At 61.5% G+C, this 15,988-nt stretch carries 17 protein-coding genes and 1 tRNA gene; 8 read left to right on the plus strand and 10 right to left on the minus strand.

Annotated features, from left to right (window positions below; all coding sequences use genetic code 11):
* Nucleotides 1-6 precede the first annotated feature (6 nt).
* Nucleotides 7-82, plus strand: a tRNA-His gene (locus tag C8K18_RS12575).
* Nucleotides 83-488: 406 nt separating this feature from the next.
* Here the strand turns inward: C8K18_RS12575 and C8K18_RS12580 are convergent.
* The 5 genes from C8K18_RS12580 to C8K18_RS12600 form a co-directional block, all read right to left on the minus strand.
* On the minus strand, nucleotides 489-1,562 hold the full coding sequence (locus C8K18_RS12580; RefSeq protein ID WP_107707669.1) for an acyltransferase: 1,074 nt from the start codon (nucleotides 1,560-1,562) through the stop codon (nucleotides 489-491).
* Nucleotides 1,563-1,577: 15 nt separating this feature from the next.
* Entirely contained in the window at nucleotides 1,578-2,354 is a 777-nt protein-coding gene (locus tag C8K18_RS12585; RefSeq protein ID WP_258196111.1) for an SGNH/GDSL hydrolase family protein, read from the minus strand.
* A 314-nt stretch (nucleotides 2,355-2,668) separates the two neighbouring features.
* On the minus strand, nucleotides 2,669-3,907 hold the full coding sequence (locus tag C8K18_RS12590) for an acyltransferase (protein WP_035570657.1): 1,239 nt from the start codon (nucleotides 3,905-3,907) through the stop codon (nucleotides 2,669-2,671).
* 271 nt (nucleotides 3,908-4,178) lie between these two features.
* On the minus strand, nucleotides 4,179-4,523 hold the full coding sequence (locus C8K18_RS12595) for a hypothetical protein (protein WP_107707670.1): 345 nt from the start codon (nucleotides 4,521-4,523) through the stop codon (nucleotides 4,179-4,181).
* 104 nt (nucleotides 4,524-4,627) lie between these two features.
* Entirely contained in the window at nucleotides 4,628-4,840 is a 213-nt protein-coding gene (locus tag C8K18_RS12600) for a DUF3820 family protein (protein WP_006048800.1), read from the minus strand.
* A gap of 142 nt (nucleotides 4,841-4,982) precedes the next feature.
* Here C8K18_RS12600 and C8K18_RS12605 point away from each other — a divergent pair, with 142 nt between their 5' ends.
* Both C8K18_RS12605 and C8K18_RS12610 read left to right on the plus strand, forming a co-directional pair.
* Entirely contained in the window at nucleotides 4,983-6,035 is a 1,053-nt protein-coding gene (locus C8K18_RS12605; RefSeq protein ID WP_006048801.1) for an NADP(H)-dependent aldo-keto reductase, read from the plus strand.
* Nucleotides 6,036-6,246: 211 nt separating this feature from the next.
* The gene (locus tag C8K18_RS12610; protein WP_006048802.1) at nucleotides 6,247-6,669 is read left to right on the plus strand and encodes a hypothetical protein; all 423 of its coding nucleotides are present in this window, start codon (nucleotides 6,247-6,249) and stop codon (nucleotides 6,667-6,669) included.
* Nucleotides 6,670-6,750: 81 nt separating this feature from the next.
* Here C8K18_RS12610 and C8K18_RS12615 read toward each other — a convergent pair whose 3' ends face one another.
* Together C8K18_RS12615 and nodI are read right to left on the minus strand one after the other, a co-directional pair.
* Nucleotides 6,751-7,578: an ABC transporter permease gene (locus tag C8K18_RS12615; protein ID WP_107707671.1), complete on the minus strand. Its 828-nt coding sequence runs from the start codon at nucleotides 7,576-7,578 to the stop codon at nucleotides 6,751-6,753.
* Nucleotides 7,579-7,653: 75 nt separating this feature from the next.
* Complete coding sequence (gene nodI, locus C8K18_RS12620) at nucleotides 7,654-8,568, minus strand: nodulation factor ABC transporter ATP-binding protein NodI (protein WP_006048804.1); 915 nt, start codon at nucleotides 8,566-8,568, stop codon at nucleotides 7,654-7,656.
* A gap of 275 nt (nucleotides 8,569-8,843) precedes the next feature.
* On the opposite strand from nodI, the gene C8K18_RS12625 reads away from it, so the two are divergent.
* On the plus strand, nucleotides 8,844-9,308 hold the full coding sequence (locus tag C8K18_RS12625; RefSeq protein WP_006048805.1) for a universal stress protein: 465 nt from the start codon (nucleotides 8,844-8,846) through the stop codon (nucleotides 9,306-9,308).
* An 85-nt stretch (nucleotides 9,309-9,393) separates the two neighbouring features.
* On the opposite strand, the gene C8K18_RS12630 is transcribed toward C8K18_RS12625, so the two are convergent.
* The 3 genes from C8K18_RS12630 to lexA all read right to left on the minus strand — a co-directional run bounded on the left by C8K18_RS12630 (nucleotide 9,394) and on the right by lexA (nucleotide 11,375).
* Complete coding sequence (locus C8K18_RS12630) at nucleotides 9,394-10,095, minus strand: DUF2939 domain-containing protein (RefSeq protein ID WP_107707672.1); 702 nt, start codon at nucleotides 10,093-10,095, stop codon at nucleotides 9,394-9,396.
* A 129-nt stretch (nucleotides 10,096-10,224) separates the two neighbouring features.
* A complete protein-coding gene (locus C8K18_RS12635) occupies nucleotides 10,225-10,605 on the minus strand; it encodes a hypothetical protein (RefSeq protein WP_006048807.1) in 381 nt (126 codons plus the stop codon).
* Between the two features lie 107 nt (nucleotides 10,606-10,712).
* Nucleotides 10,713-11,375: a transcriptional repressor LexA gene (gene lexA, locus C8K18_RS12640; protein WP_006048808.1), complete on the minus strand. Its 663-nt coding sequence runs from the start codon at nucleotides 11,373-11,375 to the stop codon at nucleotides 10,713-10,715.
* A 311-nt stretch (nucleotides 11,376-11,686) separates the two neighbouring features.
* Here lexA and C8K18_RS12645 point away from each other — a divergent pair, with 311 nt between their 5' ends.
* From C8K18_RS12645 to C8K18_RS12660, 4 genes are all read left to right on the plus strand, one after another.
* Complete coding sequence (locus C8K18_RS12645) at nucleotides 11,687-12,745, plus strand: sulfate ABC transporter substrate-binding protein (protein WP_107707673.1); 1,059 nt, start codon at nucleotides 11,687-11,689, stop codon at nucleotides 12,743-12,745.
* A gap of 152 nt (nucleotides 12,746-12,897) precedes the next feature.
* A complete protein-coding gene (gene cysT / locus C8K18_RS12650; RefSeq protein WP_006048810.1) occupies nucleotides 12,898-13,800 on the plus strand; it encodes a sulfate ABC transporter permease subunit CysT in 903 nt (300 codons plus the stop codon).
* Complete coding sequence (gene cysW / locus C8K18_RS12655; protein ID WP_181324884.1) at nucleotides 13,797-14,876, plus strand: sulfate ABC transporter permease subunit CysW; 1,080 nt, start codon at nucleotides 13,797-13,799, stop codon at nucleotides 14,874-14,876. The genes cysT and cysW overlap by 4 nt, the downstream gene beginning before the upstream one ends.
* Nucleotides 14,876-15,934, plus strand: coding sequence for a sulfate/molybdate ABC transporter ATP-binding protein (locus C8K18_RS12660; protein ID WP_107707674.1), 1,059 nt, complete (start codon nucleotides 14,876-14,878; stop codon nucleotides 15,932-15,934). The genes cysW and C8K18_RS12660 overlap by 1 nt, the downstream gene beginning before the upstream one ends.
* Nucleotides 15,935-15,988: the final 54 nt, after the last annotated feature.

The raw sequence follows: 15,988 nt of genomic DNA on the forward strand, positions 1-15,988 counted from the left end.
TCAGTGGTGGCTGTAGCTCAGTTGGTAGAGTCCAGGATTGTGATTCCTGTTGTCGTGGGTTCGAGCCCCATCAGCCACCCCAAAGAATTCAGCGGTATCAAGCAGTTGGAAGTTTCGGAATTAAGCCCGCACACCGTTGCGGGCTTTTTTTCGTTCTGCGCACTTACGCAGTCGACATAAGCCGGCTAGAGAGACCGGGGAATAAAACGATTTCGACGTTAGGGGTGCAGCCGCTCGTTAATTTGGTCGAGTACTACGACTATTAGATTGGCGATGGCAACGGGAGCCCAAGCAAAACCCGGCGTTTGACGCCTACTGCAAGATGTCGCCAGACCGAAGAACGAGACCGAATGCAATCTTGTCGGCACGGCAGATCTCGGCGATGTGAGCCATCAGCGGATTGATGTGCTCGTCGTAGCCATGATCTGCGCATTGCATCAATGACGCCAACCTGCGGTTGGTAAAAAGCGGCGGTGATGTAACACTCTTCATCCTGAAAACCAGCGGGTCGGCACCATCGGTCGGATTGCTTGAAGAACGTCCGGAAGGCGGTGCCCGACTTTGACGAAAGGCTTCTCGAGAAAATGCCATGAAGCAGCACCGACAGCGATAGCCACAGCAATTGAGAAAAGCTGATTTTGCTGCAGGCTAATGTCAGGAAATAAAGCAGTGATCGTTTGCTGTATCGGCCATCCATAAACGTAAACCCCGTATGAATAGTCTCCGGGAAGTTTAAGCGCTTTGATGGGCCTCAGTGTCATCAGCCATAGCGGCGTCAGCAGGAAGGCAGCATAGAACGCGTATTCAAACACTGGTCCGTCTCGAAGCAGCCATGCAAGGAGATAGGTACCGAGGACCACTCGCGCGTCGATGCGGATTTTTTCCTTGAAGAGTGCCAGCAAGACGCCAAATGAAAAGAACGCCGGTAGGCGTCCAGCATCATTGTTGTTGGGCAAGCCAAAGATTGAGATGCTGTCTGGTCGATACAAAAACCAAACGATCACTGCACCGCAAGCAAATGCCGCAACGACCTTCAATCGCAATAAACCACACATGGCAAGCGCCAGTAACGCTGCATACATGAGGAGCTCATAGCAGATTGTCCAAAGCGAGCCATTCGCATCCTGGTATGCATTATTCTGGAACACGCCCGGCATCACGTAACCCATATAGGGTTGCTTGAAAATGTGGATGTACATCCAGGTGTTCCCGAAATATTGGCCTAAAGGTAGCGAGGTCAACATGGGGCCGATGACGAGCATGCAAATGGAGCCGCTCACGATGAGCGCCGGGAAAATGCGGAATACTCGGGCGACGGCGAACTTCACTGGCGACGGCTGGCGAAGCCAGCTAGACGTGACGAGAATCCCACTGAGGAAGAAGAAAAACTTGACCGCAAGCGAGCCGGAGTAGTCGAAACCCAAAAGCGCTCCGATTGGCTCATGCTCGCCCTCGCGAGGAGACAGCCCGAAAGCGTGCCCCCATATCACCGCCAGGGCGGCGATCAAACGAAACAGATCCGCGTTGTTATTTTCACGCCGGAGAGCATCATCGAGTGTCATTGATAAGTGCTCCTGTCACTTGCTCGCCGACAACGTCGCGTGCATATTGTTGAGCCCGGACTGGAGGCGGTATGCGACAAGCTGAGCGATGATCTGATGGCCAAGGTCATTAGGATGGATCGGGTCCGCTGTGCGCTCCATGGGATCGAATTTCCCGGCCTTCTCCAAAGGCATGATGGCCTCTCGCAGGGCGATCATTGGCACGCCGAGTTCCCGACCGATTGGGATCTGGTTGTCTTCCGCGCTTGACCACTTACGATCCATCGTGAAAAGCATCAGTACGGCTGGATGATTGGGCGCAGCCAGGATGCGCTGCACGACTCGCTTGTAGCTCGCTCTCATCTCTGGAGTGATGGCATCGTTATTTGCCCACTCGGTAATTACGAAGTCTGGCTTGTATCTCAGTAGGTCTTTCTGCAGGCGCTTGTCGCCGTATTCGGAATTCGTCTGGCCGATCCCGGCATTGACAAGCCTCATCCTGCTTTTCGGAAAGGTCGCTCGCCACCAGCCGAACACGCGGCCCACATAGTTTTTTTCCTGACTCGTCGCCCATGCACCTTGCGTGATTGAGCCGCCGATCGCGGCAATGGTTATCGGTTTACCCGCCCGGGCTTTCTCGAAAACTTTCCAAAGGCGCGAATCGTCTCCGTATTGGATAACCGACCGGTTCAGTGCGGCTGGGTCGACGACGCAGGATTGAGGCAGCTTCGGATCTGTGATGTAACACTCGGGTCCCGCTGCATGGGCGCAGGTGCACGCGAGAAAGCATGCAACAGAAATTATTTTTATCACGTTGTAAGAAAGTGTAATAACCCGGACCGGGATAGTACACTTATTAGTCGACGCACGCCTAATGCATCGCCGACTGTAGTCGCTACGCGACCAATTCGGCCAACACTTGATGCCCCGGGTCGTTGCATGGCGAGGACCGGATGCCTTCTTCATACAGGGTGCTTCGCGTATGCTTTGAGACCGATAGCCGAGGTCGAACACAAACGGGTAATCCCTTCCGCCATCGCACATCGCCAGCAGCCGTTGCGCTGCCTGACGGCGTTAATGCGCGGGCAAGTAGACACCGCGCCGCATTTCTCGGACAGGAGAAAGAACTAGCGTTTGTATTTCTGGTTTTTGTTCATCATCGAGCCGACGCTTTGCGGCGATTGCGTCGGCTCGATTTTGACTGCATCGCGCTTGCCTATGCGAGTTAGCGATTTTCCAAGTTCGATAAAGGGCCGTTCGATTGCCGCAAATGTGATCGATGCAGCGACACACAAAACTGCTGCGCAGATCAGTAGCGCTGTCCAATAATGCGTCGGCGAGAAAAGCGCCCAGGCTTTGAATGGCGCATGCCAGAAAAGAAGCGTCAGTGGGATGCCTTGCAACAGGTAGATTCCATAGCTGATGTGCCCCATGCGCTGCGCGGGCCGCAGCAAAAGCAGGCCGAACAGGTCGGCGCCGCTGCAAATCAGGTAAAAGGCAATCCCAATCAGGGCGATCTGGATCACGCCCGCGTGTGTCCTGGCGAACGAGAACATTATCGCTAATGCGGTAAGCGCCATGATCGACATCCAGTTAGCGCTGAGCCGCGGCTTGATGCCCTCGTGCAACAGCGATGCGGTCAAGATGCCACAAAAAAACGCGGCAGGAAGGCACCACAGGTCAGACTGCGTTGTGAGAATCAGGGCGAACGACGCGGCCAGACCGACGACCGCAAAAGTCAGGTGCATTCTCAGCTGAATAAATATTGCAGTGATGATCAGTGAGAAGTAAAACCACCATTCATATTTGATACTCCATGTGACTCCCATCAGGATGAATATAGTCCACGGGAATCCATTAATCGGTTTCATATCGTCGTTCAGGCCGAGCGCGAACCACCGGCCCAGATTCGAGACCATTGAATCCAACGGTTCTCGCAGTTCAAAGCCGGTTCGCCAGAATACGATGAGAGTCATTGCCAGAATGGAAAAGACGTAAAGCGGGCCGATCCTGAAAAGACGACCGATATAAAGTCCTTTCCAGTCCGGTCGACCGTCACGCTTCAATAGGCGCGTCCAGAACAGGTAGGCTGTGATCATGAAAAAGAGCATCACCGCGACGCCGCCAAGCGGTCTGTAGAAAAGGGAGTCGCTCGCGATCCATTGGCCATTCGCCTGGTAGTTATAGCTGATCAGGCCGTGGTAGATCATGACGGACAGAGCCAGGAATCCGCGCAAGCCGTCGATGGTGACGACTCTCCCGGAGTCTCCACCGACAGTGTCCACAAACCTGAATATGGGCAGCGCAAACAGGCAGCACAACGCCGCCATGACGACAAAGTACGGCGCGATGTTGTAGAGGCCCATGTCCCATATCTTTCTTAGGATCGGTGCGGACGAGTCTACATGAATTGGTAAGGATTTCAGCGGCTCGAGCGCAGGCATGGCGCGGCCGCCCGGTCCGGCTTCTTGCAGAAATTACGATTGAGTTCGGGTCGTTTGCGAGCCCCGTAGCGACCCGAAGAATTTCAGCGGTAAGCTTCAGTAGGCATTTGCAAGCGGCGTCGTGAGAAACCACAACGCCGCTTTTGTTCTACCGCACGGATCGCGGCAACCATCGTCGCATGAGCTGCGAGCCTCAATGACTCCGTCCGCCATGCCCGCCGCCACCACTCCACGAGCTGCCGCCGCGCGATCCACCATAACCGCCGCCATGCCCGCCGCCACCGCCGTGGCCGCCATGCCAATCACCGCCGCGCCAGTGCCCGCCGCCGCCGTGGTAGCAGCAGGAGCCACCCCAGCCGCCCCAGATCCCGACCGTGCCGTATACCGGCGCATACGGTGCGTATGGCGCGCCGTACGCATAACCATAGTCGGGGTAATACGGCTGCGCGTAGCCGTAGTCATAGCCGGGCGCGACCGCGCATCCGCTCACGCCCGCTGCAATCGCCAGCCATGCCATCGATGCAAAGAGTCTGCTCACGATCGTCTCCCGTCCCCATACGTCCTCACTAAAGAGTCAGAAAGATCGCGCGTCCGGGAGTTCAGCCGTATTTGTGTCGTCGCGTTACAGCGCGGCCCACGCCTTTAGCGTTTGCGCAAAGGCTCGATCAGCGACGACAAACCGTTGTGATCGATCTCATGCATCAACGCAAGCAGCCGTCCGATCTCGCCGGGCGGAAAGCCCTGACTCGCGAACCAGTTGAGGTAGTGGCCAGGCAGGTCGGCGATCAGGCGGCCCTTGTACTTGCCGTAGGGCATGACGCGCGTGACCAGCAACTCGAGGTGTTCGGGATTCATCGTGATTCGATCGACGCAAGGAAGGTTGAGCGCGGCGCATCTTCAGACGCCCGCGACGACGGCATTTTAGCTGTGCTGCAGGCATCGCGCGGGCGTGGTAACGTCAGCGGTTTATGTTCATACAACCGATAGGACAGGTTCAATGGAATACCGCAGACTCGGCGATTCGGATGTACAGGTCAGCCTGATCGGGCTCGGCACGATGACGTGGGGCGAGCAGAACACCGAGCAGGAGGCGCACGCGCAGATCGACTACGCGCTCGATCACGGCGTCAACCTGATCGATACCGCGGAGATGTATCCGGTGCCGCCGCGCGCGGAAACGCAAGGCTCCACCGAGCGCTTTATCGGCACCTGGCTCGCGCAGCATCGCAGCGCACGCGAGAAGATCGTGCTGGCCACCAAGATCGCCGGACCCGCGCGTCAGCCGCACAATCCGCGTCATATCCGCGGCGAAACCAATCAGTTCGACCGCAAGAATCTCACCGAGGCGCTCAACGACAGCCTTAAGCGCCTGCAAACCGATTACGTCGATCTGTACCAGTTGCATTGGCCCGACCGCAACACGATGACGTTCGGCCGCCCGGCCTATCCGTGGGTCGACGACGAATACACGGTGCCTATCGAGGAAACGCTCTCCGTGCTCGCCGATTTCGTCAAGGCGGGCAAGGTGCGCCATGTCGGCGTCTCCAACGAAACGCCGTGGGGCGTCGCGCAGTTCCTGCGCGCGTCGGAGAAGCTCGGCTTGCCGCGCATCGTCAGTATTCAGAATCCGTACAGTCTGCTTAATCGCACTTACGAAGTCGGGCTCTCCGAGTACGCGCATCGCGACAACATCGGCTTGCTCGCGTATTCGCCGCTCGCGTTCGGCTGGCTGTCGGGCAAGTATGAAGGCGGCGCGCGTCCGGCAGGCGCGCGCATTTCGCTGTTCGAGCGCTTCCAGCGCTACAGCAAGCCGCAAGCGGTTCAGGCCACCACGCGCTACGTCGAGCTGGCGAAGCGGCATGGCCTCTCGCCCGCGCAGTTCGCGCTCGCGTTCGTGAACAGCCGGCCGTTCGTGACGAGCAATCTGATCGGCGCGACATCGCTCGATCAGTTGAAGGAGAACATTGCGAGCGTCGACGTCAAGCTCTCGCAAGACGTGCTCGATGAAATCGACGCGTTGCATCAGTTGCAGCCGAACCCCGCGCCCTGAGTTCGCACGGACATGCAACGAAAGGCAAATGTGCCTGCCTGTCGGCAAATCACGACCTAAACTGTGGTGAGCAGTACGGGCTTGTCCTTCTTATCCGGCACGTCGTAAGTTAACGGCGCGCGCGAATAATGCGACTCGGCCCGTGAATCGGCAGCCGCGGCGGTTGTTCCGCCGCGCTGCACAAAACACAGCACCAGGACCAGGACATCGAATGGCTCAACAAAAAACAAACCCAAAACTCGAGCAGGCGCTGACGCGCGGGGATCTTGCAATCCGTCAGGCGAATTCGGCGCGGGCGACTGCGTTGCTGCGCGCGCTGGCCAAGATGATCGTCGAGGCGTCGGCGACCATCGGCGTAGAGGCGTTCACGCTGATCCCGGACGGCGACAAGATTTACGATCCCGCCGACGGCCTGTGGCCGCAAGAGCTGCAAATCTCGCTCGACGGTCCCGTGGAAGACGCCGATCCCGACGAGATCCGCACCGTGCGCCTGATCGCCGACGACCCCGGCACCGTGTTTCGCGTGGAGTGGCAGCGTGCCGACGGCAAGATCGGCCGGCATGAAGGCGGCCCGTTCGCGACGGTCGCGTTTATCTCGGACGTCGACATTCCGTGGACCGACGACGAGGACTGAGTCCGCGGCATCGCCATCATCGTCATGCACGTTCATTCGCGGGCGCCGGCTCCTTTGGAGGAACGCGCGCGAAGCCGTCCGCTACTTCATCATCCTGCGCCGGAACAGCACCGCCGACACAACAAAGCCGCCTACCGCATAAACCGTCAGCACGACGACATGCGATAACGCGTTATCGAGCGGGCGCGCCAGCATCGCCGGGCGGAGCAGATCGACGGCGTGTGCCAAAGGCAGTACTTGCGCCGCACCGCGCGCCGCGGCGGGCAACTGCGAGATCGGGAAGAACACGCCCGAAAGCAGCAGCATCGGCGTCAACACCAGCGTCTGATAAAACATGAAAAAGTCATACGACGGGGCGAGCGCGGTCACCACCATCGCGACACTCGCGAACGCCAGTCCCGTCAGTACGATGACGGGCAGCGCCAGCAGCATCGACGGAAAACTGGCGTAGCCGAGCGCGCCCGCCACCAGCATGATGGCCACGCCCGAGAGCACCGACTTGCTGGCCGCCCAGATCACTTCGCCGAGCACGATGTCGCCGAGCGTCAACGGCGTGTGCATGATCGCTTCCCACGTGCGCTGTACGTGCATGCGCGAGAAGCCGGAATACATCGACTCGAAGCTCGCCGACATCATCACGCTCGACGCGACCGTGCCCGCGGCGAGGAACGCGATATACGACACGCCATCCACGCGGCCGACCATCAATCCGAGGCCGAAGCCGAGGCCGAACAGGTAGATCATCGGATCGGCGAGATTGCCGAACATCGACGCGAGCGCGAGCTTTTTCCACACGAGGTAGTTGCGGCGCCACACGGCGATCCAGTTGACCGCGTTGGCGGGCAGTGCGGCGAGCAGCGCCTGGCTCGGCGGCCTCGCTTCGTTGCTTCGGTAGGTGCGTGCATCCATTGCGTGTCTCGTGCGGGGTTTGGTGCCGTGATTCTCTAGTGTCTCTTTCGGTATCTCGTGCGGTATCGACGAAAGTCAGTCCTGCATCTCGCGGCCCGTGAGCCGCAGGAACACATCCTCCAGATTCGCCGGACGATGCAGATAGCGCAGATCCGCGCGCTGCTTGAGCCGCGCGTGCACCGGCGCCGCGTCGTTCACATAACAGAAAAGCGTCTCGCCGCTGATTTCCGTGCGCTGCGCGAGCGGCGCGAGTTCGTCGCGCAACGCGAGCGGATCGGGGCCGAAAATCTCGATCACGTCGCAGCCGATTTCCGATTCGATCAGCGCCCTCGGCGCACCTTCCGCGATCTTGCGTCCTTCTTCGATCACGCACAGCCGGTCGCATAACCGCTCGGCTTCCTCCATGAAATGCGTGGTCAGCAGGATCGTCTTGCCGCGCGCGAGCAGCGAGCGCAGACGCTCCCAGATCAGATGCCGCGCCTGCGGGTCGAGGCCGGTGGTCGGCTCGTCCATGATCAGCACGTCGGGATCGTTGACGAGCGCCCGCGCGAGCGTCAGGCGCCGCTTCATGCCGCCCGACAGCTCGCTCACGCGCGCGTCGGCCTTGCTTTCCAGACGCGCGAATTCGAGCAGCGACGGCACCATTGCGCGGCATTGCGCGCCGCTCAGGCCAAAGTAGCGGCCGAAGACCAGCAGGTTCTCGCGGACGGTGAAGTCCGGGTCGAGGTTATCGAACTGCGGCACGACGCCGACGCGTGCCCGCGCTACGCGCGCGCGGCCTGGAATCGGCTCGCCGCACAGATGGATCGCGCCGGCGTCCGGCGCGGCGATGCCGAGCAGCATGCGCAGCGTGGTCGTCTTGCCCGCGCCGTTTGGTCCGAGCAGGCCAAAACATTCGCCGGTGTCGACGTGAAACGACAGTCCGTCGACTACCTTCTTTTCGCCGTAGCTTTTTTCAACCTGATCGAACTGGATGGCGGTATCGGGCATGAATGAGATCGACGTCATGGAAAAGGCGCGAATGGCCGGGAAGGCTGCTCATTCTAGGCCATCGGCTGCGAACGGGTGGCCGCTGCGGCGCGCGGTCGGAGCCGCTTCTTGCACCGCCGCATGAACGCCGCCGACGCTGTCGCAACGGCGCGAAGCTCGCATGCACAGGGCAGGGGCATGCACGAGTCGCACTTAGCGTTTTCCATCCCTTGCAAGCTGAATTGCGGCGCACCATGATTAACTCAGACCGCGCTTTTGCGGAAAGGGGAAATACCATGGCGAGCTACCAGAAAATCCTGCTGTGCTACGACGGCTCGCGTGAAGGCCGCAAAGCGCTGCGCTGCGGCGCCGATCTTGCGCTGGACCTCAAAGCGGAAACGCATCTGCTCTCGGTCGTGGACATGCGCTCGAGCATCGCGCAAAGCGCGGGCCTGCTGACCGACGTCGCGTGCGGCAGCTTCGAAAAGACCGCGCGGGACATCCTGCAAGAAGGCGTGGACTGGCTGACGGAGCGCGGCGTGCGGGCTCAAGGGCACTTTGCGTTCGGCCATCCGATCGACGAGATCGCCAATCTGGCCAATGAACTGCATGTCGACCTCGTAGTGGTCGGCCACCGCTGCCGCACCGGCTTGTCCCGATGGTGGATGGGCGCGGGCAACACGCCGCTGCTCGATCGCGTGTCGTGCAGTATCCTGGTGGCGTGTTCATCGGCGCAGGAGCAGCAGCAAGAGGCGGCCTGAGCACACGGCTCGCGCTTGCGACCTTCGCGGCGCGAGTGCGGCTGTCGAATTCGCGAACTTCAACGCCCAAGCGCCGCGCTCCCGCTCACTCGTTCAGATTGACCGCGGCCAGCTTCCATGTGAACAGGCCTTCGCGCAGGAAGATCGCGGAGTAACGCGCGTCGCCGGCGCCGTGCTGGTATGTAACGACGAATTCGTTGATGCCGCGATAACCGGCGGTGGTTTCCGGCGGCTGCGGCGGCGTGGCGCCATGCGCCGCGTTGCCTTCTCCACCGGAGTTGGCGCCATTGCCGGCTCTTTGATCCGCGCCGCTTTGATCCGCGCTATTAGCGCTGCCCGGCGCTGCCGGCGCAGGTCCATTTGCCGCAGCCGGATTGCTCGCAGCCGGCGGCGCGGGCGGCCGTTCGCCCGGTACGCCGCGCGGCGGCATGCCGTTGAGCAACGCGGCCACGCCGTCGGGCGTCGCATACGCATCGACTAGCGGGCCGATCAATGCGACGCCGATCATCGCGCCGATCGCGGCCAATGGGTTGCCGTTTCCGCGCGAGTCGAGCCGCCGCGTCAGCAAACCCGTCACCTGCTGCTTGAGGCTTTCGCGCAACGCCGGGAAATCGACGTACTGATTCACCGTCTGCGCGTCGCGCGCGTCGGCGGCGCGTTTGAGGTTGTTGAGCGCGATATACGGCGATGCATAGCCAAAGCCCAAGCCGGCGATTATCGCGATGACGATCAGCGCGACGACAAGCGGACGAGCACCGCGCTTCTTGCGTATTGATACTGCTGCCATGGGCCGGGATTCTCCATCAGGTGAGATCGAACGTGGACCGGCGTTGCGCCGAAACGATCCCCACTCATGATTCCCGTTCGATGCGACGAACGACGTTTCCCGCAACGCGCCCGCACACCTTACCGCACATCAGGACTCGAACACCGCGCCCTGGACGTTGGTTTCGTCGGCGATGCAACGGTCGATCATTCTGCACACCGCGTCCATGGTGCCGACCATGATGAGCCGCGACGGCCCGTGATAAACCCGCACCGGCGCGCGACGCGCCGGCTCCGCGGTGTTGAGCCCGGAATTCAGCGACACCCGCGCGAACGCCGGCAACGACGACGGCAACAAAGACGCCTGTAAGGATGACGAAGCGGCATGCGCACCGGAGCCGTTCACCGGCGAATCGAACAGCGACGCAGTGGCGGCCGTGGATGCTTCAATCAGTGAGCAGGGCACCAGCTTGCGCAGATGGCGCAAACGGCCGAACTGGCGAAACGGCAACAGGCGGGCAAGGCGTTCCATGAGGCTCTCCGGGCGATTCAACGTGTGTGCTGCGGTAGTGAGTGGCAGGCGAGGGTTGATCCGCCTGTGTACGGTGTACTGACAGGCGACCAACCCGGCAGGCGCGATCAGAACTCGCCGGGGCGAATCAGACCGACAGCAATGCCTTCCAGCGCGAAGTCCGCACTGCCTGTCTCAACGAAGATGTTTTCGTAATCGGGGTTCTCGGCGATCAGCTCGATACCGTTCGGCCGGCGCTTCAGGCGCTTGACCGTGACGTCGTCGCCGAGGCGGGCAATGATGATCTGGCCGTCTTTCGCCTCGCTTCTTTTCTGCACCGCGAGCAGATCGCCGTCGAAGATGCCCGCGTCGCGCATGGACAGGCCGCGCACCTTCAGCAGGTAGTCGGGCTTGCTCGAGAACAGCGCCGGGTCGCACGCATAGTGCTGCGCGATATGTTCCTGCGCGAGGATCGGGCTACCGGCCGCGACCCGCCCGATGAGCGGCAGCGACAGTTGCATGATGCTCGGATGCGGCAGCGTGAACTGATGCTGGGTGCCGTCCTGTCCGAAGTCCTGGCTGGGCAGCAGACGGATGCCGCGCGACGCGCCGGCGGCGAGTTCGATCACGCCCTTGCGGGCAAGCGCCCGCAAATGCTCTTCGGCCGAGTTGGCAGAGCTGAAGCCCAGCTCGGCGGCGATCTCCGCGCGGGTGGGCGGAAAGCCGGTGCGTTCGATCGCCCGGCGGATCAGATCGAAAACCTGCTGCTGTCGTGCGGTGAGTTTTGTCATGGCGCCACTGTATGTATGAACAGGTGACTGTATTTTTATACAGTATTCGGCGCAATTCAAGCTTTACTTTAAGTTCGCGCTCAAGCACCGCGCTGCAACGTCGTCAATCGACGTCAAAACATCGGTTTGCATGCCGCAACGCCTTGTCTGGCTGCCATTACCACTTTTGCGTATTAAAAAATGAGGAAACATTATTTTTAATGATGAAAGCCCTTCGATAGACTGGCCTCCAGTCGCGCTCATGTGCACGTGACCCGACGCAAAACAACACCACTCGCAGCTTTAGCGGACCAACACGCGGAGAACAGGACATGAATCATCGGAACACGGGGCGGGCACGGACTACCCATAAGGCGCGGAGCATCATCGCCGCGCTCGCATTCGGCGCGGCGGCCGCGCTCGGCGTAATTGGCACAATCGGCCAGGCGCAAGCCGCCGACAACACGCTGCTGAACGTTTCCTACGACCCGACCCGCGAGCTCTATCAGGACGTGAACCAGGCGTTCGGCAAGGAGTGGAAGGCGAAGACCGGCGAAACCATCACGTTCAAGCAGTCGCATGGCGGCTCGGGCGCGCAGGCTCGCTCGGTGCTCGACGGCCTGCAGGCCGACGTCGTGACGCTTGCGCTCGCCTACGACATCGACGCGCTCGCCAACAAGGGCTTGATCGACAAGAACTGGCAGAAGCGCCTGCCCGACAACGCATCGCCTTATACGTCGACGATCGTGTTCCTGGTGCGCAAGGGCAACCCCAAGCACATTAAGGATTGGGACGATCTGACGAAGCCGGGCGTGTCGATCGTGACGCCGAATCCGAAGACCTCGGGCGGCGCGCGCTGGAACTACCTGGCCGCGTGGGCGTACGCCGCGCATCAGCCGGGCGGCAACGACCAGAAGGCCAAGGAATTCGTCGGCAAGCTCTACAAGAATGCGGGCGTGCTCGATTCGGGCGCGCGCGGCGCGACCACCAGCTTCGTGCAACGCGGGATCGGAGACGTGCTGATCGCGTGGGAAAACGAGGCGTTCCTGTCGATCAAGGAATTCGGCACGGACAAGTTCGAAATCGTCGTGCCGTCGGTGAGTATTCTGGCCGAGCCGCCGGTCGCGGTGGTGGACAAGGTCGTCGACAAGCACGGCACGCGCAAGCTCGCCGAGGCGTATCTAAACTTCCTGTACAGCCAGGAAGGCCAGGAAATCGCCGCGAAGAACTTCTACCGTCCGCGTTCGAACAAGGTGCCGGCCGAGTTGACCGCGAAGTTTCCGAAGCTGAAGCTCTACACGGTCGACGATTCGTTCGGCGGCTGGACCAACGCGCAAAAGACGCACTTTGCCGACGGCGGCGTGTTCGATTCGATCTATCAGCCGCAGTAAGTAGCATCGTCCAGGTCCGCGCCGCAACCCGGCGCGGACAGGGCAAACGCGACGCGCCGTCAGGCGTCGTGAAGGAGCGCGCCGCGGGCGCGCTTTTGGCCGATCGGGACGCCGAGGCCTGCAACACGAGCATCAACTGAAAGAGTACGAGCATGACGACGTTGACCTTCCGAAAGCCGAGCGCGTTGCCCGGTTTTGGCCTGACCCTCGGCATCACGGTGGCTTATCTGAGCCTCGTGGTGCTCATTCCGCTCGCGGCGACTTTTCTGAAAACGGCGACCCTCGACTGGAGCCAGTTCGTGCGCGCGGTCAGCTCGCCGCGCGTGCTTGCTTCATACCGGCTGACGTTTTTTTCCGCGCTCGGCGGCGCGCTGATCAACGCGGTGTTCGGCTTTCTGGTCGCGTGGGTGCTGGTGCGCTACACGTTTCCGTTCAAGCGCATCGTCGACGCGGTGGTCGATCTGCCGTTCGCGCTGCCGACGTCGGTCGCCGGCATTTCGCTCGCGGCTGTCTATGCGGGCAACGGCTGGATCGGACAGTTTCTCGAGCCGCTCGGCCTGAAGGTCGCCTTTACGCCGGTGGGCGTGCTGGTCGCGCTGACGTTCATCGGCTTGCCGTTCGTCGTGCGCACGGTGCAGCCGGTGCTCGAGGAGTTCGAGCGCGAACAGGAAGAGGCCGCCGCCTGCCTCGGCGCGTCGCGCTGGCTGACGTTTCGCCGCGTCGTGCTGCCGGCGGTTTTCCCGGCGTTGCTGACGGGCTTCGCGCTCGCGTTCGCGCGGGCGCTCGGCGAATACGGCTCGGTCATCTTCATCGCCGGGAATGTGCCGATGAAGTCGGAGATCACGTCGCTTCTGATCATCACGAAGCTCGAGCAATACGACTACGCAGGCGCGACCGCGCTTGCCGTGGTGATGCTCGTCGTCTCGTTCCTGATGCTGCTTTTCATCAACACGTTGCAGTGGTACTTGCAGCGGCGCACGAGCCGCGGCGGTTCCGGTCCTGCGCCCGCAGCGAGCGTGACGAGCGTCGCGGCGATTGGCGGAGGTGTGCAATGAGCCGCCAGTCTGTCGAAACCCTCAAGCCTGCCGAAAGCGCCGAAAGCATTGACGCGCATGCCGCGCCCGCACGCGCGCCGCTGACTGCCGCGCGCCGGCCCGACCCCGTGACTGAGCCGCCCGTGGTGCGCTGGATTCTCATTGGCATCGCGCTGCTGTTTCTCGCGCTCTTTCTCGTCGTGCCGCTCGTCGCGGTGTTTTATCAGGCGTTGAGCAAGGGGCTCGGCTTCTATCTGGAGTCGCTCGCGGACCCGGATGCGCTCGCCGCCATCAAGCTCACGGCGATCACCGCGGCGATCGCGGTGCCGCTCAATCTCGTGTTCGGCCTCGCGGCTTCGTGGTGCATCGCGAAGTTCGAGTTTCGCGGCAAGGCGCTGCTGACCACGCTGATCGATTTGCCGTTTTCCGTGTCGCCGGTGATCTCGGGTCTCATCTACGTGTTGATGTTCGGCGCGCAGGGCTGGTTCGGTCCGTGGCTGCAGGCGCACAACATACAGATTATTTTCGCGGTGCCGGGCATCGTGCTCGCGACGATCTTCGTCACGTTCCCGTTCGTCGCGCGCGAATTGATTCCGCTGATGCAGGCGCAAGGCAACGACGAGGAAGAAGCCGCGCATGTGCTCGGCGCGTCCGGCTGGCAGATTTTCCGCCGCGTCACGCTGCCCAATGTGAAATGGGGCCTGCTGTACGGCGTGATTCTGTGCAACGCGCGGGCGATGGGCGAATTCGGCGCGGTGTCGGTGGTGTCGGGCCACATTCGCGGGCAGACCGACACGATGCCGCTGCACGTCGAAATTCTCTACAACGAATACAACTTCTCGGCGGCGTTTGCCGTGGCGTCGGTGCTGGCGTTGCTCGCGCTCGTGACGCTCGCGCTCAAGCTGCTCGCCGAGCGTCATATGTCGGCGGAGCTGTCGGACGTGCGCGACGTGCCCGCACATGCTGGTCCTGTCACGCTGCCGTCGGCGCTGTCGGCGTCGTCGTCCCCAGCGTCGTCGTCGGCCTCGTCGTCTGGCTCCAGGCCGCTCAAAACATCAGTCTCGCAGCAACACCCGCTCAAGCAAGGAGAGCTGTAATGGGTATCACCGTACGTAACCTGCAAAAGCGCTTCGGCGATTTCGTCGCGCTCGATAACGTCTCGCTCGATTTTCCGCCGGGCGAACTGGTTGCGCTGCTCGGGCCCTCGGGTTGTGGCAAGACCACTTTGCTGCGGGTGATCGCAGGCCTCGAATACGCGGATGGCGGACAGGTCGAACTACAAGGCCAGGACGTCGCCACGGTCGGCGCGCGCGAGCGCGAAGTGGGCTTCGTGTTCCAGCATTACGCGCTGTTCCGTCACATGACGGTGTTCGAGAACGTGGCGTTCGGGCTGCGCGTGAAGCCGAGGAAAGAGCGGCCTTCGGAAGCGGTGATCCGCGAAAAGGTGCATGAGCTGCTGAAGCTCGTGCAACTCGACTGGCTCGCGCAACGCTATCCGTCGGAGCTGTCGGGCGGCCAGCGGCAGCGCATCGCGCTCGCTCGCGCGCTTGCCGTCGAACCGAAAGTGCTGCTGCTCGACGAACCGTTCGGCGCGCTCGACGCCAAGGTGCGCAAGGAACTGCGTAGCTGGCTGCGGCGTTTGCACGACGACCTGCATATCTCGACGATCTTTGTCACGCACGATCAGGAAGAGGCGCTCGAAGTGGCGGACCGCATCGTCGTGCTGAATCATGGACACGTGGAGCAGGTCGGCAGTCCGCAAGACGTGTACGACCATCCGCAGACTTCGTTCGTCTATGAGTTTCTCGGCGCGGCCAACCGGCTGCACGGCAAGGTCGACGCAAGGGGTTTCGTGGTGGACGGCGCGGCGTTGCCGGTTGCGATCAGCACCGACTTCAGCGGCCCGGCTTTCGCCTATGTGCGTCCGCACGATCTGCAGTTGTATCCGCAGTCGGCGGGGCACCGCGAAGGTATCGTCGTCGATGTGCGGCGTGTCGTGACGCTGGGCGGCTCGGTGCGAGTGGAACTCGCGGGCCGCGAAGGCCATCTGCTCGAAGCCGAACTCGATCGCGAATCATGGCGCGAGCTGCAACTCGCGGTCGGCGACGGCGTGACGGCCGTGCCGCGCGCGCTGCGCGTATTTCCGGCGCAATGAGCGGCTCAGCACGCATGCGCAACCCGATTCGATCCAACGCGACCCACTCCAATA

The sequence above is a fragment of the Paraburkholderia sp. GV068 genome (genome assembly GCF_003058125.1).
GTDB classification, from domain to species: Bacteria; Pseudomonadota; Gammaproteobacteria; order Burkholderiales; family Burkholderiaceae; genus Paraburkholderia; species Paraburkholderia graminis.

Excerpts from the sequence above, each read along its gene's own strand:
- C8K18_RS12615 (WP_107707671.1), bottom strand. The coding sequence starts at position 7,578 with ATGGATGCACGCACCTACCGAAGCAACGAAGCGAGGCCGCCGAGCCAG.
- cysT (WP_006048810.1), top strand. The coding sequence starts at position 12,898 with ATGACGACGTTGACCTTCCGAAAGCCGAGCGCGTTGCCCGGTTTTGGC.
- C8K18_RS12605 (WP_006048801.1), top strand. The coding sequence starts at position 4,983 with ATGGAATACCGCAGACTCGGCGATTCGGATGTACAGGTCAGCCTGATC.
- C8K18_RS12610 (WP_006048802.1), top strand. The coding sequence starts at position 6,247 with ATGGCTCAACAAAAAACAAACCCAAAACTCGAGCAGGCGCTGACGCGC.
- C8K18_RS12625 (WP_006048805.1), top strand. The coding sequence starts at position 8,844 with ATGGCGAGCTACCAGAAAATCCTGCTGTGCTACGACGGCTCGCGTGAA.
- C8K18_RS12580 (WP_107707669.1), bottom strand. The coding sequence starts at position 1,562 with ATGACACTCGATGATGCTCTCCGGCGTGAAAATAACAACGCGGATCTG.
- cysW (WP_181324884.1), top strand. The coding sequence starts at position 13,797 with ATGAGCCGCCAGTCTGTCGAAACCCTCAAGCCTGCCGAAAGCGCCGAA.
- lexA (WP_006048808.1), bottom strand. The coding sequence starts at position 11,375 with ATGACAAAACTCACCGCACGACAGCAGCAGGTTTTCGATCTGATCCGC.
- C8K18_RS12645 (WP_107707673.1), top strand. The coding sequence starts at position 11,687 with ATGAATCATCGGAACACGGGGCGGGCACGGACTACCCATAAGGCGCGG.
- C8K18_RS12630 (WP_107707672.1), bottom strand. The coding sequence starts at position 10,095 with ATGGCAGCAGTATCAATACGCAAGAAGCGCGGTGCTCGTCCGCTTGTC.
- C8K18_RS12600 (WP_006048800.1), bottom strand. The coding sequence starts at position 4,840 with ATGAATCCCGAACACCTCGAGTTGCTGGTCACGCGCGTCATGCCCTAC.
- nodI (WP_006048804.1), bottom strand. The coding sequence starts at position 8,568 with ATGCCCGATACCGCCATCCAGTTCGATCAGGTTGAAAAAAGCTACGGC.
- C8K18_RS12635 (WP_006048807.1), bottom strand. The coding sequence starts at position 10,605 with ATGGAACGCCTTGCCCGCCTGTTGCCGTTTCGCCAGTTCGGCCGTTTG.
- C8K18_RS12590 (WP_035570657.1), bottom strand. The coding sequence starts at position 3,907 with ATGGGCCTCTACAACATCGCGCCGTACTTTGTCGTCATGGCGGCGTTG.
- C8K18_RS12660 (WP_107707674.1), top strand. The coding sequence starts at position 14,876 with ATGGGTATCACCGTACGTAACCTGCAAAAGCGCTTCGGCGATTTCGTC.